The organism is Amycolatopsis sp. Hca4 (assembly GCF_013364075.1).
Lineage (GTDB): Bacteria > Actinomycetota > Actinomycetes > Mycobacteriales > Pseudonocardiaceae > Amycolatopsis.
Map to the genome: position 1 here is coordinate 1,227,720 of NZ_CP054925.1, position 19,876 is coordinate 1,247,595.

Sequence of the window (19,876 nt, forward strand, 5' to 3'; positions counted from 1 at the left end):
TCACGAGCCGAGCACAGCGCCCGCGTCGCCGAAGAGCCGGGCTGTGCCGTGGGCTCGCTTGAAGTACAGGTGGGCGTCGTGCTCCCAGGTGATCGCGATGCCGCCGTGCAGCTGGATCATCTCCGCCGCCGCGTGGGTGAACGCCTCGGTGCACACCAGGTTCGCGGTCGCCACGGCCTCGGGGTCACCGTCCACCAATGCCGCGTACAGCGCCGAGCGAGCCGCCTCCACGTGGACGTGCACGTCGGCCATCCGGTGCTTCAGCGCCTGGAACGACCCGATCGGGCGGCCGAACTGCCGACGCTGCTTCGTGTACTCGACCGTCAGCTCCAGCGCCCGCGCGGCCGCCCCGGTCTGCTCCGCCGCGACGGCGATCGTCGCCACGTCGCGCAGCTTCCGCAGCGCCTCGGCGAAGCCGCCCGCGTCGAGGCGGCGGGCCGGGGCCGCGGTGCATTCCACGACCGCGAGCCGCCGTCCCGGGTCCATGCTGGTCACGCGCGAACGGCGCACCCCTTCGACCGGCACTTCGAACAGGCCGGCGCCGTCGTCGGTGCGGGCCACCGCGAGCAGGACGTCGGCGAGGTCGCCGTCCAGGACGTAGTGCGCGCGGCCGTCGAGCCCGGTCTCCGACGCGCGCAGGGCCGGCGTGCCCGATCCGTCCACATCGGACCAGGCCAGCGCGGCCAGCGTCGTGCCCGCGGCGATGCCCGGCAGCAGCCGCTCGCAGGCTTCGTCGTTCCCGGTGCGCAGCAACGCCTCCCCGCACAGCACGGCCGAACCCAGCATCGGTGCGGGGGTCAGCATCCGGCCGAGTTCCGCCAGCACGACGCACGCTTCGGCGAGCCCGGCGCCCGCGCCGCCGTAGTGCTCCGGGATCGCCAGTGCGGCGACGCCGATCTGCTCGCAGAGCGTCGACCACAGCTTGTCGTCGTAGCCCAGCGGCGACGCCATCGCCGCCCGCACCGCCTCGGGCCCCGACCGGCGCGCCAGCAGCGCGCGGACGGCGTCCCGCAGCGCCCGCGCTTCCTCGGTCTCCAGCGGATCCGTCATCGCAGGACCCGCGCCCGGTGGAAGGACCCGGTCCCCCACGCCCCGGCCAGCGCGCGCACCTTCGTCAGCCGGAGGCCGAGGTCGTGCTCGGCCGTGTAGCCGATGGCGCCGTGCACCTGCAGGGCGGTCCGGGCAGCGAGGTTCGCCGCTTCGCCGGCCATGACCTTCGCCGCCGAGACGTCGCGGGGGAAGGCGTCCCCGGCGACGGCCGCGCCGTGCAGCAGTGGCCGGGCCAGTTCGAGCCGGGTGGCGACGTCGGCGAGCAGGTGCTTGATCGCCTGGTACTCGCCGATGGCCCGGCCGTACTGCTTGCGCTGCTTCGCGTACGCCACCGACGTGTCGAGCAGCCACTGCCCCGCGCCCAGCAGCTGGGCGGCCACGGCCAGCACACCGCGGTCGAACGCGGGCCCGCCCGCCCGCCCGGCCGCGGCCGTGACCCGGAACAGCCGCCGCGGCGGGTCGATCGAGCGCACCGGTCCGGGTTGGGCGGCGAGTTCCGCGCCGGTGAGGTCGAGGACCACGCCCGCGACGTCGGCGTCGAGGGCCAGCGGTACCTCCGGCGGCGCGACGACGGTGGCCACGAGGTCGCCTTCGGCCAGCGCGGTGAGCCGGTCGCCGGTGAGCAGGGCCGGTGCGACCGCGGCCGACTCGGCGACCGGGCCGGGGACGGCGTGGTAGCCGAGCGCCTCGCAGGCGACCACGAGGTCCACCGGCCCGGCGCCGAGGCCGCCGTGTTCCTCGCCGACCAGCAGCGCGAAGACGCCGACGTCGGCGAGCGCGCGCCAGAGCTTGAGGCCGCGTTCGTGCTCCCCCGCCGCCCAGGCGCGGGCGGCGGCCGCGGTGTCGGCCCCGCCGAGCAGCTCGTGCAGGGTCGCGGCGAACTGCCGTTGCTCCGGCGAGAGCAGGAACCTCATCGGCGGGCCTCCCTCGGGAGCTTCAGCAGCCGTTCGGCGATGGTGTTGCGCTGGATCTGGTCGGTGCCGCCGTAGATCGGCCCGGCGAGGGAGAACAGGTAGCCGTTCACCCAGGCCTGGTCGGTCTCCGCGGCCGGGCCGAGCACGTCCAGGGCCGTCTCGTGGAGCTCGACGTCCAGGTGCGACCAGAACAGCTTGTTCACGCTCGACTCGGGGCCCAGCTCGCCGCCCTCGGCCAGCCTGCTGACCGTCCCGAACGTGTAGAGCTGGTAGGCGCGCGCGCCGATCCACGCATCCGCTACCCGGTCCCGGGTGGACTCCCCGGCGCCGCTCGACCGCCAGAGGTCCACCAGGCGATCGGCGGCGGCGAGGAACCGGCCCGGGCTGCGCAGCGACAGCCCGCGTTCGTTGTTGGCCGTCGTCATCGCGACGCGCCAGCCCTGGCCGACCTCGCCGATCACGTCCTCGTCCGGCACGAACACGTCGTCGAAGAAGATTTCGGCGAACCCGGGTTCGCCGTCCAGCTGCGGGATCGGCCGGACCGTCACGCCTTCGGCCTTCAGATCGGCCATGAAGTACGTCAGGCCGTGGTGGCGCTGGGCTTCCGGATCCGTGCGGAACAACCCGAACGCGCGGTCGGCGAAGGACGCCCGGGAACTCCACGTCTTCTGCCCGGAGAGCAACCAGCCGCCGTCGGCGCGCACCGCCGTGCTGCGCAACGCGGCGATGTCGCTGCCCGCCTCGGGCTCCGACCACGCCTGCGCCCACACCTGCTCCCCGTCGCCATGGCGGGGAGGATCCGGTCGCGCTGCTCCTGCGTGCCGTGCGCGAACAACGTCGGCCCGAGCATGAAGATCCCGTTCTGCGACACGCGGCCCGGCGCACCCGAGGCGTAGTACTCCTCCTCGAACAACAGCCACTGCAGCATCGACGCGTCCCGGCCGTGGTACTCCCGCGGCCACGACACCACCGACCACCGCGCCTCGGCGAGCTCGGCTTCCCACTCGCGGTGGGCTGCGAAGCCCTCGGCGGTGTCCATCGACGGCAGCGAACGCACATGCGACGCGAGCCACGCCCGAGCTTCGTCACGGAAGGCGGCCGAAGCCTCGTCGATGTCGAGGTCCATCACGCCCCCTTGTTCGCGTCACGCATCGACCGCGCCGATTGCCCACCCAGCGAGTCCTCCGACGTCTCGGCGTTGTGCGCGTGCGCCAGGTGGTGCAGCCCGAACACCGAGTCCATCCCGGATCGCAAACCCATCAAGTCCTCGGCCTGGTTGACGGCCTTCTTCGCCAGCGCCAGCCCGAACTGCGGCATCCCGGCGATCTTCTCCGCGAGTTCGAGAGTGCGCTCCTCCAGCTCGGCCCGCGGGACGATCCGGGTGACCATCCCCCACTCCTTGGCCTGCTGCACCGTGAACCGCTCGCCGGTGAACAGCACTTCCTTCGCCGCCCGCGGACCCAGCACCCACGGGTGCGCGAAGTACTCCACGCCCGGGATGCCCATCCGCACCACGGGATCGGCGAAGAAGGCGTCGTCGGCCGCGACGATCAGGTCGCACACCCAGGCGAGCATCAGGCCGCCCGCGATGCACGCGCCCTGGATGCTCGCGATCATCGGCTTAGGGATCTCCCGCCACCGGCGGCACATCCCCAGGTACACCTCCGATTCGCGAGCGAACCGCTGGTCACCGCCGACCCGGTCGGTGTGGTCCCACCACAGCACCGCCCGCCGGTCGAACGGCACATCCACATCACGGCCGGGCGTGCCGATGTCGTGGCCCGCCGAGAAGTGCTTGCCCTCCCCCGCCAGCACGATCACCTTGACGTCGGGATCGTTCACCGCGTCGGTGAAAGCGTCGTCGAGGGCGTAGGTCATCGCCGAGTTCTGGGCGTTGCGGTACTCCGGCCGGTTCATCGTCACCACCGCGACCGGCCCCCGCCGCTGCGACCGGACCACCGTTTCACTCATGCGTTCTCCTCGGTCAGCAGCCGCTTCAGCACCTTGCCGGAAGCGTTGCGGGGCAGGGCGTCCACGAACTCGACGTACTTCGGGTTCTTGTAGTTGGCCAGCCGTTCGCGGCAGAAGGCGAGGACCGTCTCCTCGGTCAGCCCGGTCCCGACGACGTAGGCCTTGCCGACCTCGCCGAGCCGCTGGTCCGGGACGCCGACCACGGCGACGTCGCGGACCCCGGCCAGCTCGGTGAGGGCGTTCTCGACCTCGGCCGGGTAGATGTTGAAGCCCCCGCTGATGTACATGTCCTTGAGCCGGCCGGTGATGGTGAGGTTGCCGTCCGCGTCCAGCTCGCCGACGTCCCCGGTGTGCAGCCAGCCCTGCTCGTCGATCGCCTTCGCGGTGGCTTCGGGGTCGTCGAGGTAGCCGAGCATCACGTTGGGCCCGCGCAGGACGATCTCGCCCGGTGAGCCCTGGATCGCCACTTCGAAGCCCGCGGTCGCCCGGCCGGACGTGCTCGCGACGAGTTCCGCGGGATCCCCGGGCCGGCACATCGTCACCATCACGGCCTCGGTGAGGCCGTAGGCGGTCAGGACCGTCTCGAACCCCAGCTCCGCCCCCATCCGCCGGACCAGCGAGGCCGGCACGGTGGCGGCCCCGGTGACCGCCAGCCGCAGCGACGACAGATCGCCCTTGCGCGGTTCGTGCAGCAGGGACTGGAAGACCGTCGGCGCGCCCGGCAGCACGGAGATCCGCTCCCGCTCGATCACCCGCAGCGCCTCGCGGACGTCGAACACCGCCTGCGGGACGATCGTCGCCCCGGTCAGCAGGCACACGACGATGCCCGCCTTGTAGCCGAAGCTGTGGAAGAACGGGTTGATCACCAGGTACCGGTCGTCCGCGGTGACCTGGCCGCACTCCGCCCACGCGGCGGCGACGTCGGCCGTCTGGCGGTGGGCGGAGAGCACCCCCTTGGAGCGGCCGCTGGTGCCGGAGGTGAAGAGGATGTCGCTGACGTCGTCCGGCGCGACGGCGTCCGCCCGCGCCTCGGCTTCGGACGGCGGGACTCCCTCGGCGCGGGCCAGGAACTCGTCCCAGCCCAGCGTGCCCTCGACCGGCCGGTGCGGCTCCTGCAGCGGCACCCGGACGACGGTGGCGAGGTCCGGCAGTTCGGCACCCGTCTCGCGGATGGCGGCGTGGCGGTCCGTGCCGAGGAAGTCGGCGGCCACGACGAGCGCGGTGGCGCGGCCGCGGACGAGCAGGTCCACCGTTTCGATCGCGGTGAAGCGGGTGTTGACCGGGATCAGGGTCGCGCCCGCGTAGAGCGCGCCCAGCGCCGACAGGACCCAGTGGTGGGTGTTGGGCAGGGCGATCGCGACCCGGTCGCCCGCGCGGACACCGCACGCGGCGAAGGCACGCGCGACGGTCTGAACACGTTCCAGAAGCCGGTCGAATCCCAGCCGGACCGAGCCGTCGACCAGCGCCTCCGCGGACCCGAACTTCGCGGCGGCATCACGGACGACGGCCGGGATCGTGGTCTGTCCCACCACAGCCTCCTCTGGACCGACAAAGTAGAACGTGTTCTCATTACCCTAGGTGCCGGACCCGCCCGGCAGCAAGGAGGCGTGCGTGGAACCGTCGCGATTCCGCCGTGAGGTCGCGGACTGGCTGGCCGGCAACCTGACCGGCGAGTTCGCCCGGCTGCGCGGGCTCGGCGGACCCGGGCGGGAACACGAGGAGTTCGACCTGCGCCTGGCCTGGGAACGCCACCTGGCCGCGGCCGGGTGGACCTGCGTCGGGTGGCCCGTCGAGCACGGCGGCCGGGGTCTCTCGCTGGAGGAGCAGGTCGCCTTCCACGAGGAGTACGCCGCCTCGGGCGCGCCCGCCCGGGTCAACCACATCGGCGAACAGCTGCTCGGTCCGACGCTCATCGCGTTCGGCACGCCCGAGCAGCAGGCCCGCTTCCTACCGAAGATCGTCGCCGTCGAAGAGCTCTGGTGCCAGGGCTATTCCGAACCCGGCGCCGGCTCCGACCTCGCCGCGGTCTCGACGTCCGCGGTGCTGCGGGACGGCGAGTGGGTCATCAACGGCCAGAAGATCTGGACCTCACTGGCGCACGTGGCCGACTGGTGCTTCGCCGTCGCCCGCACCGAACCCGGCTCCCGGCGCCACCACGGCCTCTCCTACCTGCTGGTCCCGCTGCGGCAGGAAGGCGTCACCATCCGGCCGATCCAGCAGCTCACCGGCACGTCGGAGTTCAACGAAGTCTTCTTCGACGACGCCCGCACGCCCGCCGACCACGTCGTCGGCGCACCCGGCGAGGGCTGGAAGATCGCCATGGCCACCCTCGGCTTCGAACGCGGCGTCTCCACCCTCGGCCAGCAGATCGGCTTCCGCCGCGAACTCGACGACATCACCGCCGAGGCGAAACGGCTCGGCACCTACGACGACCCGCTGCTGCGCACCGACCTCGCCCGCGCCCGGATCGGCCTGCGCGTGCTGCGGGCCCACGCCCTGCGGACGCTCGGCCAGGCCGCCGGACCCGAAGTCGCCGTCGGCAAGCTGCTGTGGGCGCAATGGCACCGCGGCCTCGGCGAACTGGCCATGCGCGCCCGCGGTGCTCGGTCCCTCACCTCCGACGGCGACGAGCTGGACGAGTGGCAGCGGCTGTTCCTGTTCACCCGCGCCGACACCATCTACGGCGGTTCCGACGAAATCGAACGCACCATCATCGCCGAGCGCGTCCTCGGCCTGCCCCGGGAGGCCCGCCCGTGATCCCGTCCTACCCACCCGGCCACGACCTCCTCCAGGGGAAGGTCGTGGTGATCACCGCCGCCGCGGGCACCGGCATCGGGTCGGCCGTCGCGAAACGCTGTCTCGAAGAAGGCGCGCACGTGGTGATCAGTGACTGGCACGAGCGCCGCCTGAAGGAGAAGGCCGCCGAACTCGGCGACGTCCACGCGATTCCCTGTGACGTCACCCAGGAAGACCAGGTCCAAGCCCTCGTCGACGGCGCGGTGGACCACTTCGGCCGGATCGACGTGATGATCAACAACGCCGGGCTCGGCGGCACGAAGTCGGTCATCGACATGACCGACGACGAGTGGTCCCATGTCCTCGACATCACCCTCAACGGCACCTTCCGCTGCACCCGCGCCGCCCTCAAGCAGTTCGTCGCCCAAGGTGGGGGCGGCGCGATCGTCAACAACGCGTCCGTGATCGGCTGGCGCGCCCAGGCCGGCCAGGCCCACTACGCCGCCGCCAAGGCGGGCGTCATGGCGCTGACCCGCTGTTCCGCGCTGGACGCGGCCGAGCACGGGGTCCGGATCAACGCGGTCGCCCCCAGCCTCGCCATGCACCCGTTCCTGGCCAAGGTGACCAGCGACGACCTCCTGGAAGACCTCACCAAACGGGAGGCCTTCGGCCGCGCCGCCGAGCCCTGGGAAGTCGCCAACGTCATGGTCTTCCTCGCCAGCGACTACGCCTCCTACCTGACCGGCGAAGTCGTCTCCGTCAGCAGCCAGCACCCCTAGGGAGTCCCCGTGCCCGAAGCCTTCCTCCTCGACGCGGTCCGCACCCCCGTCGGCCGGCGCGGCGGCGCACTGTCCGGCTGGCACTCGGCGGACCTCGCGGCCCACGTCATCAAGGCCGTCGTCGGACGCGCCGGCGTCGACCCGGACCTGGTCGACGACGTCATCCTCGGCTGCACCGACACGCTCGGCCCGCAGGCGGGCAACATCGCCCGCACCGCGTGGCTGGCCGCGGGCTTCCCCGACCACGTGCCCGGCGTGACCGTCGACCGGCAGTGCGGGTCGAGCCAGCAGGCCGTGCACTTCGCCGCCCAGGCCGTCATGTCGGGGACGCAGGACCTGGTCCTGGCCGGCGGCGTGCAGAACATGAGCCGCATCCCGATCAGCGCGGCCATGCTGGCCGGGCGCGAGTACGGCTTCGACGACCCGTTCTCCGGTTCGAAGGGCTGGCAGGAGCGCTACGGCAGCGCCGAGGTGTCGCAGTTCCGCAGCGCCGACATGATCGCCGAGCACTGGGACATCAGCCGGGAGGCGATGGAGGAGTACGCGCTGCGCAGTCACCGGCGCGCGCTGGCCGCGATCGACGAAGGCCGGTTCGACGCGGAAACCGTGCCGGTGGAAGAGTTCCGCCACGACGAAGGCCCGCGCCGCGACACCAGCCTGGAGCGCATGCGCGGCTTGAAGCCGCTGAGCGAAGGTTCCCGGCTGACGGCGGCGGTGGCCAGCCAGATCTCCGATGGCGCGAGCGCCGCCCTGCTGGCCTCCGAGGCCTTCGTGCGGGAGCACGGCCTGACGCCGCGGGCGCGCGTCCACCACCTGTCGGTGCGCGCGGCGGACCCGGTGTGGATGCTGACCGGCCCGATCCCGGCCACCGCGCACGCCCTGCGCAGGAGCGGGCTCGGCATCGGGGACGTCGACCTGTTCGAGGTCAACGAGGCCTTCGCCAGCGTGGTACTGGCCTGGCTCGACGAAACCGGCGCGGACCCCGACCGGGTCAACGTGAACGGGGGCGGGATCGCCCTCGGTCACCCGATCGGGGCCACCGGCACCAAGCTCCTCGCCACGCTCCTGCACGAACTGGAGCGCCGCGGCGGCCGCTACGGCCTGCAGACGATGTGCGAAGGCGGCGGCACCGCCAACGTCACCATCATCGAACGGCTGTGACCTCGGACAACGCCGGTCAGCCGAGGGCGCGCAGCTTCGGCAGGACGTCCTCGGAGAACTGGGTCAGGAACCGCTCCTGGTCGTGGCCCGGGCCGTGGAAGACGAGGTGGTTGAGGCCCGCGTCCAGGTACGGCTTGATCTGGGCGACGGCCTCGTCCGGGTCGGAGGCGACGATCCAGCGCTTGGCGACCTGGTCGATCGGCAGCTCGTCGGCCAGCCGCTCCATCTCCTCGGCGCTCGACACCGTGTGCTTCTGCTCCGCCGTCAGCGACAGCGGCGCCCAGAACCGGGTGTTCTCCAGCGCCTTCTCGTGATCGCGGTCGTACGACATCTTGATCTCGATCGTCCGGTCGACGTCGTCGACGGTCTTCTCGGCCGCTTCGGCGCCTTCCTTCACCGCCGGCATCAGCTTCTCGGTGTAGAGGTCCATGCCCTTACCGGAAGTGCAGATGAACCCGTCCCCCGAGCGGCCCGCGTACTTGGCCACCACCGGGCCACCGGCGGCGATGTACACCGGCACCGGCTGCTCCGGCCGGTCGTAGATGTGCGCGTTGACCAGCTCGTAGTAGTCGCCCTTGAAGTTCACGTTGTCGCTGGTCCACAGCTCGCGGATCAGCTTGATCGACTCCCGCAGCCGGGCGAAGCGCTCCTTGAACTCGGGCCACTCGCGGCCCGAGACGGCGATCTCGTTCAGCGCCTCACCGGTGCCGACGCCGAGGATCACCCGGCCGTTCGACAGCAGCGACATCGTCGCGAACGCCTGCGCGATCACCGCCGGGTTGTACCGGAACGTCGGGGTCAGCACGCTCGTCCCGATCTGCACCCGCTTCGTGCGCTCCGCCACCGCCGGCATCCAGGCCAGCGCCCACGGCGCGTGCCCGCCCTCGTGCCGCCACGGCAGGAAGTGGTCGGACACCCACACCGAGTCCAGCCCCACCTCTTCGGCGCGCACGGCGTACTCGACCAGGTCCCGCGGCCCGAACTGCTCCGCGGACGCCTTGTACCCGACCTTCAAAGCCACCGCTCATCCTCCCGTTTCCCGGCCGAGCCGCCGCAGGATCTCACCTGCCTCGGCGACTGCGCCCTCGACGATCTGCGCCACCGTGGGCAGGTCGTGGATCATGCCCACCACCTGACCCGACGCTAGCACTCCCGCGTCCGTCCGGCCTTCGACCAGTCCCGCCCGCAGCAGCATCGGGGTGTTGGCCGCCATGACCAGCTGGCTCCACGTCAGATCGTTGCCGTGCTTCATCGCGAAGCCTTCTCGCAGCATCGCAACCGGGGACAGTCCGGTGATATTCCGGAAGCGCAGGGCGTTGCTCGCGGCCTGGGCCAGACCGCGGAGCCTGCCGGTGCGTTCGAGCTTCTCGACCAGCTCGGTGCGCAGCACGCGGTGCGGGAGGCCGTCGACGCGCCGGGTGACGACCGTCCCGGTGAGACCCTGCTCGAGGTAGCGGCGCTTGACCTCGTCGGGGACAGTGCTTTCCTTGCTCAGCAGGAACCGGGTGCCCATCGCGATCCCGGCCGCGCCGTAGGCCAGTGCGGCGGCGAGCCCGCGGCCGTCGAAGAAGCCGCCCGCGGCGACCACCGGGATGTCGACGGTGTCCAGCACCGACGGCAGCAGCAGCGTGGTGGCGACCCCGCCGGTGTGCCCGCCGCCTTCGCCGCCCTGGACGATGACGGCGTCCGCGCCCCAGGCCGCGACCTTCTCGGCGTGCCGGGCGGCCCCGACCGACGGGATCACGACGACGCCGTGGTCCCGCAGCTTGGCGATCATCTCCTTCCGCGGGGCGAGCGCGAAGGAGGCGACCTTGACGCCTTCCCGGATCAGCAGGTCGACGCGCTCGCCGGCGTCGGCCGCGTCGGCGCGGAGGTTCACCCCGAACGGCTTCTCCGTCCGCTTCCTGACCTCCGTGATCGCCGCTTCCAGCTCGCCGAACGTCATGGTGGCGGACGCCAGGATGCCGAGCGCCCCGGCTTCCGCGGTCGCCGAGACCAGCCGCGGCCCGGCGACCCAGCCCATCCCGGTCTGCACGACGGGGTGCTCGACGCCGACCAGCCGGGTCAGGGCCGTCTTCACGCCGGGACTTCCTTGTCACGCAGGTCCTTCGGGTCGAGGACCTCGCGGATGAGCCGCAGCTCTTCGTCGGTCGGTTCGCGGCTGGTCCCGGTGCCGGTGAAGTCGATGTCGAACGCCGTCGCCGCCACGACGTCGTCGCGGGTGACGCCCGGGTGCAGCGACACCGCGCGCATGGCGTGGTCCGGGCCGCCGAAGTCGAAGACGCCGAGGTTCGAGACGACCCGGTGCACGTCGTGGTACTTCTGCGCCGACAACCCCGCCTTCGCGGCGTTGTCGTACCCGACGCCCGACACGACGTCCACGGTCTCGACGAAGACCCGGGTGCTGTGCCGGGGCACCCAGTAGCTCGTGCGGTGGTTGATCGTGTTGCCCGGTGCGCCGCGCACGCCGAGCAGCTGCTTCCTGGGGCGGGCGTGGTCGCCGATGGCGGAGATGTTCTGGTTGCCGTAGCGGTCGATCTGGTTGGCGCCCATGAGCACGTGCCGTCGTCCGTGCGGGACGATCGTGTCGAGCATCTTGCGGAACGGCTGCCAGCCCTCGACCACCCCGTCGGCGGTCAGCAGGTGGGCCTCGCCGTCGGACAGCAGCAGGTCCGGCTCGAACGTCAGCCGCGCGAGTTTCGCGCCCAGCTGCGGGATGAAACCCATGGGGCTGGCCAGGATCTCGCCGTCGCCGCGGAACAGCTCGGCCACCGCCACCACGGCGATCTCGGCCCGGGTCGCGCTCATGCCGCCTCCGCCTCGAACTTGTCCACTTCGGACAGATACCGCCGCTCGTCACCGGACAGGAACCGGTCGACGAAGCGGGGCCACGCGTCGAGCTCCTTCGCGCAGGCCGCGTAGTGCCGCTGGAAGCGTTCGTCCCGGCCGTAGTCCGGCACCGCCGTGGTGAAGTGCGCCCCCCGCGGGGATTCGACGACGCCGTCGACACTGCCCCGGTTGAGCAGCAGCGACTGCACCGGGCCGCCGGCCAGCAGCTCGTCCGTGTCGACGAGCTTTTCCACCGACACGAAACACCTCTCGGCGGCCAGGCCGAACAGCTCGTCGAAGTACGGGTCCGGCCCCAGGTACTGGGCGTTGCCGCGGGCGTCGGCGCGGTTGAGGTGCACCAGCGCCACGTCCAGGTGCTGTGCCGGGACCGCGACGAGTTCCTCGCCGTCGTCGTACGGCGAGCGGACGGTACGCAGGTGCGGGTTGGCGCGCATGACTTCGGAGCCGAGCCCGGCCCGCGTCGGGAGGAACGGCAGCCGCTGCATCGCCGCCGACAGGGCCGTGCCGAACATGCCCTCGTCGTATTCGGTCACCTCGATCGCCCCGGTCTCGCGGGCGCGGCCGAACCACGGGTCGTACGGGATCGAATCCAGCGTGACGAACCCGAACACGACCCGCTTGACCTTGCCCGCGGCGCAAAGCAGCCCGACGTCCGGGCCGCCGTAGGAGACGACGGTGAGGTCCTTGACCGGGGTGCGGAGGATCGCGCGGACCAGGGCCATCGGCTTGCGCCGGGAGCCCCAGCCGCCGATCCCGACGGTCATGCCGTCCTTCAGCTCGGCCGCCACCTCGTCGGCGGTCGTGCGCTTATCGGCCATTCAAGAACTCCTCGCGGGCTTCGTCGGACGCGCCGAGCAGGTTGAGCTCGAAGGTGAAGCCCTGCTCGAAGCGGTAGCTGCGGTGCACCTGCTGGGTGTCGATGCCGTTCAACGCCTCCTTCGCCGCCCGGATCACCCGCGGGTCCTTGGCCGCGATGTCCCGCGCGACCACGAGAGCCGCCTCGTCGAGATCCGCGCGCGGCACCACCTGGTAGACCGAGCCGTGGGCGTGCAGCTCGGCGGCGGTGATCTTGCGGGCGGTGAAGTACAGCGTGCGCATCAGGTGCTGCGGCACCAACCGGGCCAGGTGGGTCGCCGCCCCCAGAGCTCCCCGCTCGACTTCCGGTACGCCGAAGGTCGCGTCTTCCGAGGCGATGATCACGTCGGCGTTGCCGACCAGGCCGATCCCGCCGCCCAGGCAGAAGCCGTGCACCGCGGCGACCACCGGCACCTCGCAGTCGTAGACCGCACCGAAGGCCGCATGACAGCCGCGGTTCGCGCCCACCAGGGCGTCATACCCGGCACTGCGCTGGATCTCCTTGATGTCGACCCCGGCGTTGAAGCCACGGCCCTCGGCGCGCAGGATCACCACGTGCACTTCGGGGTCACGCCCGGCCTGGGTGATCGCGTCGGCCAGGCCGAACCAGCCCTGCACCGGCAGCGCGTTCACCGGCGGGAAGTCGACCGTGACCACCTCGACGTGCCCGTCGCGTTTCGTGAGGATCGCCATCAGCTCACTCCGTAGACCGGTTCGGGCTCGGGCGCGCGCTCGAGTAGTTCCTTGACCACCGGCCCGAGTTCCGCCGGCTCCCACCGCTCGGCCTTGTCCACGACCGGACCGTGCCGCCAGCCCTGCGCGAGCGAGACCTTGCCGCCCTCGACCTCGAAGACGCGGCCGGTGACGTGCGCCGACTCCTCGCTGCCCAGCCAGACGACCAGCGGCGAGACGTTCTCCGGCGCCATCGCGTCGAAACCGGTGTCCGGCCGCGCCATCGACGCGAACACCCCCTCGGTCATCCGGGTGCGGGCGGCAGGCGCGATCGCGTTCACGGTGACGCCGTAGCGGGCGAGTTCCGCGGCCGCCACCACCGTCAGCCCGGCGATCCCCGCCTTCGCCGCCGAGTAGTTGCCCTGCCCGACGCTGCCCAGCAGCCCGGCACCCGAACTGGTGTTGATCACCCGGGCCTGCGGGGTGCGCCCGGCCTTCGCCTCGGACCGCCAGTACTCCGCCGCGTGCCGCAACGGCGCGAAATGCCCCTTGAGGTGCACCCGCACCACCGCGTCCCACTCGTCCTCGCCGAGGTTGACCAGCATCCGGTCCCGGAGGAACCCCGCGTTGTTGACCAGCACGTCCAGGCGCCCGAACCGCTCGATCGCGGTCCCGATCAGCTCCTTGGCACCGGCCCAAGCGGCCACGTCCGAAGAGTTCGCCACGGCCCGCTCACCGACGGCCTCGACCACCTCCGCGGCCGCGTCGGCGTCCACGTCGTTCACCACCACCGACGCCCCTTCGGCGGCGAAGGCCAGGGCGTGCGCCCGCCCGATCCCCCGCCCGGCACCGGTCACCACGGCCACCCGGCCCTGGCACAACCCGCTCACGAATCCTCCCGATGGTTGACGTCGGCCGCGGCGAGGAACGCCGGGACCTCACCTCCGCCGTGCACCCGCAGGGTCGCGCCGGAAACGTAGGAGGCCAAGCCGGAAGCGAGAAAGGCGGCGCAGTGCCCGACTTCCGCAGGCTCGGCCAGCCGGCCCAGCGGCACGGTCTTCCCGACCGCCTCGACGGCGGCCTCGCTGCCGTAGTGCAGGTGCGCCTGCTCGGTCCGCACCATCCCGACGTCGAGGGCGTTGACCCGCACCTTCGGCGCCCACTCCACCGCCAGGCTCGCGGTCAGGTTGTCCAGCCCGGCCTTCGCCGCGCCGTAGGCCGCCGTTCCCGGCGAGGGGCGGGTGCCGCTGACGCTGGAGATCATCACGATCGACCCGCCGGAATCCTGCCGCTGCATCACCGCGTTGGCGTGCTGGGCGACCAGCAGCGGCGCCAGCAGGTTGAGCTGCACGACCTTCTCGTGCAACCGCGGTGACGCCTCGGCCGCCGACACGTACGGCGCCCCGCCGGCGTTGTTCACCACGACGTCGAGGCGCCCGTGCCGGGAGACGATCCCCTCGACCAGCGCGGCGACCTGCGCCTCTTCGCGGACGTCGCAGGCGACGAACTCCGCCTCGGTGGGCGCCGCGCGCCGCGCGCACACCACGACGTGGGCGCCGTGGGCGCGGAACACCTCGGCGATGCCCCGGCCCACCCCGCGGACGCCGCCGGTGACCAGCACCACCGTCCCGGCCAGGCCCAGCTCCGTCTTCACCGGCACACCACCTTCCGCCCCCAAAACTAGAACATGTTCTCGCTGGGGACAAGGTCGGGAGCCGAGCCGGGAAGCCTCCTACGGCTCCGGAGGGGAGAACTCGTTCCGGGCGATCCGCAACCCCGAGGCGCGCAGCGCGGCCTGCATGGCGAAGCGGGCGTCGGAATCCTCGAGGCGAGCACCGAAGGCCTGCTTCAGCTGGCGCACGCGGTAGCGGACCGTCTGCGGGTGCACCGCGAGGTCGACCGCGATCTTTTCGGAGTTGCCGCCGTTCTGCAGCCAGGACAGCAGGGTCTCGCCGAGCCGGTGGCGCGTCCGCTCGGGGAACTGCTCGAGCGGAGCGAGCTGCCGCCGGGCGACCTGGTCGGCCAGCGGCGAGTCGGACAACAGCCACAGCTCCGTCAGGTGGTCGGAGCACCACGTCACGGGAGCGTCCGGGAGCGCGCCCTCGGCCACCAGCCGCAGCGCGGCGCGCGCCCAGCGCAGGGAATGAGCGGCACCGCCGAGGTCGGTCGGCGGCCCGACCGCGATGCGGGTGCCGAGCCGCGTCAGTGCGCGCGCGTCCACCGGGGCCGGGAGCAGCAGGTACGGCTGCGGCGGGTCGAGGTCGGCGAGGACGTCGGGCCCCCACGCCGTGCTCACGGTCGCTTCCGCGGCGACCGCGGCCACCTCCCGCGGCACCGGCCAGCCCGCCGCGGCCGCCAGCTCGGCGAGGACCGCGTCCGGAACCGTGCCGGGGCCGGTCAGCAACCGCAGCAGCCGCCGTCGCAGGCCCACCCGGGTGCCCTCGATCTCCGCCCACGTTTCCCGGTGACCGCGGCTCGACATCCGGGCGAGTTCGTCCGCGTACCCGAACAGCATCTCGGCCAGCTGCGCCATGGCCGCCGACGACAGCCGGTGGCGCCGGCCCAGCCGCATGATCCAGCGCCAGCCGACCCGGGTGCCGACGCGGTAGGCCGCCTGCAGGTCGTCGAGCGTCCGGCCCTCCCGGGCTTCGCCGACGCCGAGCCGGCGGCACGTCTCGTACAGCCGTTCGCGCGAGGCCAGCGGATCCTCGACGAGGTCCACGAAGAGCTCGACCGCGCACTCGACGGCGTGGCGGGTCACCCGCCCGTAGGACCCGTCGCCCGGCCGGGCGTAGACGGGCACCGCGCGCCGGACCTCCCGGACGATCCAGTCCGCCAGGGCCGGCAGCGCCGGACGCATGAGCGCGGCGAGCTCTCTGCGCCGGATGACTTCTTCGCCGGCGTCCCGGGGCGCCGGAACCGGTTGCCGAGCACTGTCGCGGGACACCAGGATTCCTCCACCGGCAGGCGATCGACGCTCTTTCGGGGGTCCGGGTGGCCGAGCCCCCGGCCCGGGGCGCGGCCCCGGATATCACAGTCCTTGCTTTACCGGAAAGTAAAGCAAGGAGTCCGTACAGTACACCTCCATGAGCAGGCAGAGTCCTCCTGATCGATCCAGCGCCCGCCGCAGCCCGGCGGCCCGGCCGACCGACGACGAGCTGCTCGACGCCGCCCGCGCGGTGTTCGCCGAGCGGGGGTACGCGCAGGCCACCATGGGCCTGATCGCCGACCGCGCCGACTCCACCAAGCCCACGCTCTACGCGCACTTCGGGGACAAGGCCGCCCTGTTCCGCACCACCGTCCGCCGGGAGGTCGCCGCGTTGCGCGCCTGGGTGATCAGCGCGCACGCGACGGCGAACGCGTGCCCGCTGGAGGAACGCGTCCGGATCTCGGTGATGGCCATGTTCGGCTACGCCGGCGCCCACCCGGAGAGCTTCCGGCTGCTGTTCGACTCGGCCGTCGACGAGATGTCGAACGAGCGCCGCGCGCTGGCCGATTCCATCGCCACCCACGTGATCGGCCAGGTCCGGGAGCACCTGCTCGCCCACGGCCGCCCGGTCGGCCCCGGCGCGGACCTGCTCGGCGAGATGATGGTCGGGCTGGTCGGGCGGGCCGCGATGCACGTCTCGCACTCCCCCGGCCTCGACCCGATCGCCGCCGGGGAACTGGCCACCGGGTTCGTCATGGCCGCGCTGCGCGGGCTGGATCCCACGCTGCTGGAGCGCCTCGACGACCCGCAGCCGGCCGCACAGTCCGCCACCTGAGCGTTCACCTCGGACCGTTTGTCACCGGCTGAACAATTTCCGGCGGTCCGCCGGAATCACCTCTTGCCGGGTTCGGCAACCACTGCGACGCTGCGATAACCGCAAGCGCCGCAGCCATTTCCGTCTCCCGCGGAAAGCGCTTGCCGACCCCTGTTTCCCACAACGAGGTGAGATCAGCCATGCTTCGCGCCCCCAAGAAGAACGTGTTCTCCGCCGTGGCCGCCGTCGGCTTCGCCGTCGCCGGGCTCACCGTGGCCGCCGCGCCTGCCGCCTCGGCCGCGCCCTGCACCGACATCGACGTCCCGGTGGCCCGCGGCACCGGCGAACCCGGCACGCTGGGCTTCATCGTCGGCGACCCGGTCTTCTCGGCCGTGCAGAACCGGCTGCGCCCGCGGTCGGTGAGCAGCTACCGCGTCGACTACCCCGCCGACCTCGGCGAACCGGCGTCGGTGCAGAAGGGCAACACCGACCTGGTCGACCACGTGCGGACGCAGGCCGCGGCCTGCCCGGCCCAGCGGTTCGTCCTGGTCGGCTACTCCCAGGGCGCCAACGTCGTCGACAACTCGATCGGCATCAGCAGCGACGGCGCCATCGTCGGCGGCCCGATCGTCGCGACCATCCCGGCGGACCTGGCCCCGCGGATCGCCGCGATCCTGTTGTTCGGCAACCCGATCCGCGCGATCGGCCGCTCGGTCACCGGCACCTACGCCGGCCGCACGAAGGACTACTGCGCCGCGGGCGACCCGATCTGCCAGGCGGGCGGGTTCAACATCCTGGCCCACCTGAGCTACGGGAGCAACGCCGGCGACGCGGCCGCCTTCGCCGCGAGCAAGGTCTGAGCCGTACCCAGAACCCGTGAATGCCCCGTCGAATTGCTCGACGGGGCATTCACGGGCTTTCTTCAGCAGTTCGAAGGGGCCGTTTCGCCGTTGAACCGCTTGACGATCCACTGGTGCGCGTCGGCGTTGCCGGCGAGGATGCCGCTCGCGTGTTCGGCCGGGTACGTCGTCCACTGCTCGCGCACGCCGGCCGCGCAGTACGCGCGGTGCAGGGTTTCCGCCTGCGGGGTGTTGACGATTTCGTCCGTGCTCGCGTGGTACTGGAACACCGGCACCCGCGGCGGGTGCGCGCCGAGCTTGTTCTGCGCCAGCCGCGCCTGCCACTGCGGTGTCCCCAGCGGGTTGGACGTGGTGAAGTCGCTGATCTTCTTGAAGGAGTAGTTCAGCAGCAGTTCCGCGGTGCAGGCGTTCTTCTTCGCGTCGGCCAGCTGCCGGCGGCCGGTGTCGTTGAGGAACGAATCGAGCCGCAGATCCGGGTAGGCGGCGTCGAGCCCGACGGCGGCGAAGGCCAGGAACCCGAACCCGATGAACCCGTCGAGGCCCTTGGCGACTTCGGTCAGGTCGGCGGGCACCCCGCCCGCGACGACGCCGGCGACGTTCAGCTCCGGCGCGTACGCGGGCTGCTTTTCGCCGGCCCACATCGATCCACCGCCGCCCTGCGAGTAACCCTGGAAGATCACCTTGGCACTCTTCGACAGCCGCGCGGACGGCAGGTCCTGCGCCGCCCGCACCGAGTCGATCACGGCGGGCCCCATCGACTGCCCGGTGATGTAGGTGGGCACGGTCGCCGGCGAGTAGCCCTCGTAGTCGGTCACCGCGACCGCGTAGCCGCTGGAGAGCGAGTCGTTGATGGCAGGCTGGTCGTAGAGCGTGCCGCGTTCCATCGCCTTGGACGCCGTGCACTTGAACGCCGGGCCCTGCGTGCCGACGGCGTAGCCGATGATCGGTGCCGTGGCCGGGTTCACCCCCTTCGGCACGAGGATCGTGCCGGTCACCGCGTTCCGGTTCCCGAGCGCGTTGGTCGAGAGGTACATGACCTGCCAGGCGTCGGCGTTGAGCGTGTTCAGCAGCGGCACCGAAGGCCGCCAGCGGATGACGTCACCCGGCTTGCCCGCCGGCAGCGGGGAGGGCGGGGTGTAGAACGAGTCGTCGAACGGGCCGGGCAGCAGCGGGGCCGCACCGGCGGGCGGGTTCGCGGCCGCCACGCCCAGCGCGACCAGGCAGCAGGTCAGGAGCGCCGAAAGCACGGCGCGACGTCGGGCATGCTTCACCACAACCTCCATCGGGGAAAGGGACCGCGCTCAGGCCGGGAGGCCCAGCGCGCCGGCCAGGACCGGCCAGGACTGGTGCAGGGCCCGCTGCCAGTACGGCCAGCTGTGGGTGCCGGCCCCGTAGTAATCGACGGTCACCGGGATGCCGGCCGTCTGCAGGCGGTCGGTGAAGCTGCGGGACGACATCTCCGCCGTCGACTCGAGGAAGTCCGCCTGGTTCGGCGGGTCGAGCGGCCCGGTCTGGCCGTTGCCGCAGGAGACGTAGAGCGCGGTGCCGCGCAGCTGGTCGATGTGGTCGTAGGGGTTGTTGGCCGTCCACAGCGTCTTCAAGCCGAACGCGTCGCCCCAGAGGTCGAGGTAGTTGTAGAACCCGCCGCGGGCCAGGATGCCGATGATCCAGACCGGCAGGCCCGGGTAGAGCGTGTTCGGCACCCCGCTGTAGGACGCGGCCGCGCCGAACATCCCCGGGTGCTTGAAGGCGTACGCCATCGCGCCGTACCCGCCGATCGAGAGCCCGGCGACGGCGCGGCGGGTGCCGCCGCGGTAGCCGCGCTCGACGATCTGGCGCACTTCGGCGGTGTGGAAGGTGTCCCAGTCCGGGGTGTTCCGCAGCCCGAAGTTCCACCACTTCGTGTACATCCCCGCCGCCCCGTCCGTCGGCATCACGACCAGGGCGTCCTTGGCCGCGGTGAACGCCTTGACGTCGGTGAACTGGTCCCACGAGCGGTAGTCGACCGGCTCGCAGCAGCCGTGCAGCAGGTACAGCACCGGCCAGGTGCGGGTGGGCTGCGCGGCCCAGCCGGACGGCACGATCAGCCGCACCATCCCGGTGGTGCCCAGTGCGGGCGAGCTGATCTGCAGGTCGACGGTCCGGGCGTCCAGCCACGTCTCCTGGACGACCTTCGCGCCGTCGTCGGCCACGGCCGGGCTCGCCTGCGCGGGCACCACGCCGGCCCCGGCGAGCAGGAGGACGACGGACAGCGCCAGCAGGGCGATCCGCTTCATGGGGGCTCC

General features: G+C 72.0%; 19 protein-coding genes and 1 pseudogene. 5 read left to right on the top strand and 15 right to left on the bottom strand.

Annotation, left to right across the window (positions count from 1 at the left end; all coding sequences use genetic code 11):
* From HUT10_RS05250 to HUT10_RS05270, 5 genes and pseudogenes are all read right to left on the bottom strand, one after another.
* Nucleotides 1–1,050 carry an acyl-CoA dehydrogenase family protein gene (locus tag HUT10_RS05250; protein ID WP_176170126.1) on the bottom strand — a complete coding sequence of 350 codons (1,050 nt, stop codon included), beginning with the start codon at nucleotides 1,048–1,050 and terminating at the stop codon, nucleotides 1–3.
* Nucleotides 1,047–1,964, bottom strand: coding sequence for an acyl-CoA dehydrogenase family protein (locus HUT10_RS05255; protein WP_176170127.1), 918 nt, complete (start codon nucleotides 1,962–1,964; stop codon nucleotides 1,047–1,049). The genes HUT10_RS05250 and HUT10_RS05255 overlap by 4 nt, the downstream gene beginning before the upstream one ends.
* A pseudogene (locus HUT10_RS05260) lies at nucleotides 1,961–3,090 on the bottom strand (acyl-CoA dehydrogenase family protein). The gene HUT10_RS05255 and the pseudogene HUT10_RS05260 overlap by 4 nt, the downstream one beginning before the upstream one ends.
* Complete coding sequence (locus tag HUT10_RS05265; RefSeq protein ID WP_176170128.1) at nucleotides 3,090–3,935, bottom strand: enoyl-CoA hydratase; 846 nt, start codon at nucleotides 3,933–3,935, stop codon at nucleotides 3,090–3,092. Before HUT10_RS05265 ends, HUT10_RS05260 begins: the two are co-directional and overlap by 1 nt.
* Entirely contained in the window at nucleotides 3,932–5,464 is a 1,533-nt protein-coding gene (locus tag HUT10_RS05270) for a FadD3 family acyl-CoA ligase (RefSeq protein WP_176170129.1), read from the bottom strand. Before HUT10_RS05270 ends, HUT10_RS05265 begins: the two co-directional genes overlap by 4 nt.
* 82 nt (nucleotides 5,465–5,546) lie before the next feature.
* On the opposite strand from HUT10_RS05270, the gene HUT10_RS05275 reads away from it, so the two are divergent.
* From HUT10_RS05275 to HUT10_RS05285, 3 genes are read left to right on the top strand one after another with little or no spacing between them, the layout of a single operon-like run.
* Nucleotides 5,547–6,692, top strand: coding sequence for an acyl-CoA dehydrogenase family protein (locus HUT10_RS05275; RefSeq protein WP_176170130.1), 1,146 nt, complete (start codon nucleotides 5,547–5,549; stop codon nucleotides 6,690–6,692).
* Entirely contained in the window at nucleotides 6,689–7,450 is a 762-nt protein-coding gene (locus tag HUT10_RS05280; RefSeq protein ID WP_176170131.1) for an SDR family oxidoreductase, read from the top strand. Before HUT10_RS05275 ends, HUT10_RS05280 begins: the two co-directional genes overlap by 4 nt.
* Nucleotides 7,451–7,459: 9 nt before the next feature.
* Nucleotides 7,460–8,611: an acetyl-CoA C-acetyltransferase gene (locus tag HUT10_RS05285; RefSeq protein WP_176170132.1), complete on the top strand. Its 1,152-nt coding sequence runs from the start codon at nucleotides 7,460–7,462 to the stop codon at nucleotides 8,609–8,611.
* A 16-nt stretch (nucleotides 8,612–8,627) separates the two neighbouring features.
* On the opposite strand, the gene fgd is transcribed toward HUT10_RS05285, so the two are convergent.
* From fgd to HUT10_RS05325, 8 genes are all read right to left on the bottom strand, one after another.
* Complete coding sequence (gene fgd, locus HUT10_RS05290; protein WP_176170133.1) at nucleotides 8,628–9,632, bottom strand: glucose-6-phosphate dehydrogenase (coenzyme-F420); 1,005 nt, start codon at nucleotides 9,630–9,632, stop codon at nucleotides 8,628–8,630.
* 3 nt (nucleotides 9,633–9,635) lie between these two features.
* Nucleotides 9,636–10,691 (bottom strand): nitronate monooxygenase family protein, encoded by a 1,056-nt coding sequence (locus tag HUT10_RS05295; protein WP_176170134.1) that lies wholly within the window; start codon nucleotides 10,689–10,691, stop codon nucleotides 9,636–9,638.
* A complete protein-coding gene (locus tag HUT10_RS05300) occupies nucleotides 10,688–11,419 on the bottom strand; it encodes a CoA-transferase subunit beta (protein WP_176170135.1) in 732 nt (243 codons plus the stop codon). Before HUT10_RS05300 ends, HUT10_RS05295 begins: the two co-directional genes overlap by 4 nt.
* Nucleotides 11,416–12,279: a CoA transferase subunit A gene (locus HUT10_RS05305; protein ID WP_176170136.1), complete on the bottom strand. Its 864-nt coding sequence runs from the start codon at nucleotides 12,277–12,279 to the stop codon at nucleotides 11,416–11,418. Before HUT10_RS05305 ends, HUT10_RS05300 begins: the two co-directional genes overlap by 4 nt.
* Complete coding sequence (locus HUT10_RS05310; RefSeq protein ID WP_176170137.1) at nucleotides 12,269–13,009, bottom strand: enoyl-CoA hydratase family protein; 741 nt, start codon at nucleotides 13,007–13,009, stop codon at nucleotides 12,269–12,271. Before HUT10_RS05310 ends, HUT10_RS05305 begins: the two co-directional genes overlap by 11 nt.
* Entirely contained in the window at nucleotides 13,009–13,878 is an 870-nt protein-coding gene (locus HUT10_RS05315) for an SDR family oxidoreductase (RefSeq protein WP_176170138.1), read from the bottom strand. The genes HUT10_RS05310 and HUT10_RS05315 overlap by 1 nt, the downstream gene beginning before the upstream one ends.
* Nucleotides 13,875–14,642, bottom strand: coding sequence for an SDR family oxidoreductase (locus HUT10_RS05320; RefSeq protein ID WP_176170139.1), 768 nt, complete (start codon nucleotides 14,640–14,642; stop codon nucleotides 13,875–13,877). Before HUT10_RS05320 ends, HUT10_RS05315 begins: the two co-directional genes overlap by 4 nt.
* 78 nt (nucleotides 14,643–14,720) lie before the next feature.
* Entirely contained in the window at nucleotides 14,721–15,935 is a 1,215-nt protein-coding gene (locus HUT10_RS05325; protein ID WP_254896692.1) for a CdaR family transcriptional regulator, read from the bottom strand.
* A 139-nt stretch (nucleotides 15,936–16,074) separates the two neighbouring features.
* On the opposite strand from HUT10_RS05325, the gene HUT10_RS05330 reads away from it, so the two are divergent.
* Nucleotides 16,075–16,752, top strand: coding sequence for a TetR/AcrR family transcriptional regulator (locus tag HUT10_RS05330; protein WP_176170140.1), 678 nt, complete (start codon nucleotides 16,075–16,077; stop codon nucleotides 16,750–16,752).
* Between the two features lie 179 nt (nucleotides 16,753–16,931).
* Complete coding sequence (locus HUT10_RS05335) at nucleotides 16,932–17,591, top strand: cutinase family protein (RefSeq protein WP_176170141.1); 660 nt, start codon at nucleotides 16,932–16,934, stop codon at nucleotides 17,589–17,591.
* Between the two features lie 62 nt (nucleotides 17,592–17,653).
* On the opposite strand, the gene HUT10_RS05340 is transcribed toward HUT10_RS05335, so the two are convergent.
* A complete protein-coding gene (locus tag HUT10_RS05340) occupies nucleotides 17,654–18,862 on the bottom strand; it encodes a lipase family protein (protein WP_254896693.1) in 1,209 nt (402 codons plus the stop codon).
* Nucleotides 18,863–18,892: 30 nt separating this feature from the next.
* Nucleotides 18,893–19,867, bottom strand: a complete 975-nt coding sequence (locus HUT10_RS05345; protein WP_176170142.1) for an alpha/beta hydrolase family protein — start codon at nucleotides 19,865–19,867, stop codon at nucleotides 18,893–18,895.
* Between the last annotated feature and the right edge of the window lie 9 nt (nucleotides 19,868–19,876).

Bases quoted from the DNA above. Each gene is read 5' to 3' on its own strand.
- HUT10_RS05250 (WP_176170126.1), bottom strand. From the start codon at position 1,050: ATGACGGATCCGCTGGAGACCGAGGAAGCGCGGGCGCTGCGGGACGCC.
- HUT10_RS05255 (WP_176170127.1), bottom strand. From the start codon at position 1,964: ATGAGGTTCCTGCTCTCGCCGGAGCAACGGCAGTTCGCCGCGACCCTG.
- HUT10_RS05265 (WP_176170128.1), bottom strand. From the start codon at position 3,935: ATGAGTGAAACGGTGGTCCGGTCGCAGCGGCGGGGGCCGGTCGCGGTG.
- HUT10_RS05300 (WP_176170135.1), bottom strand. From the start codon at position 11,419: ATGAGCGCGACCCGGGCCGAGATCGCCGTGGTGGCGGTGGCCGAGCTG.
- HUT10_RS05305 (WP_176170136.1), bottom strand. From the start codon at position 12,279: ATGGCCGATAAGCGCACGACCGCCGACGAGGTGGCGGCCGAGCTGAAG.
- HUT10_RS05310 (WP_176170137.1), bottom strand. From the start codon at position 13,009: ATGGCGATCCTCACGAAACGCGACGGGCACGTCGAGGTGGTCACGGTC.
- HUT10_RS05330 (WP_176170140.1), top strand. From the start codon at position 16,075: ATGAGCAGGCAGAGTCCTCCTGATCGATCCAGCGCCCGCCGCAGCCCG.
- HUT10_RS05335 (WP_176170141.1), top strand. From the start codon at position 16,932: ATGCTTCGCGCCCCCAAGAAGAACGTGTTCTCCGCCGTGGCCGCCGTC.
- HUT10_RS05345 (WP_176170142.1), bottom strand. From the start codon at position 19,867: ATGAAGCGGATCGCCCTGCTGGCGCTGTCCGTCGTCCTCCTGCTCGCC.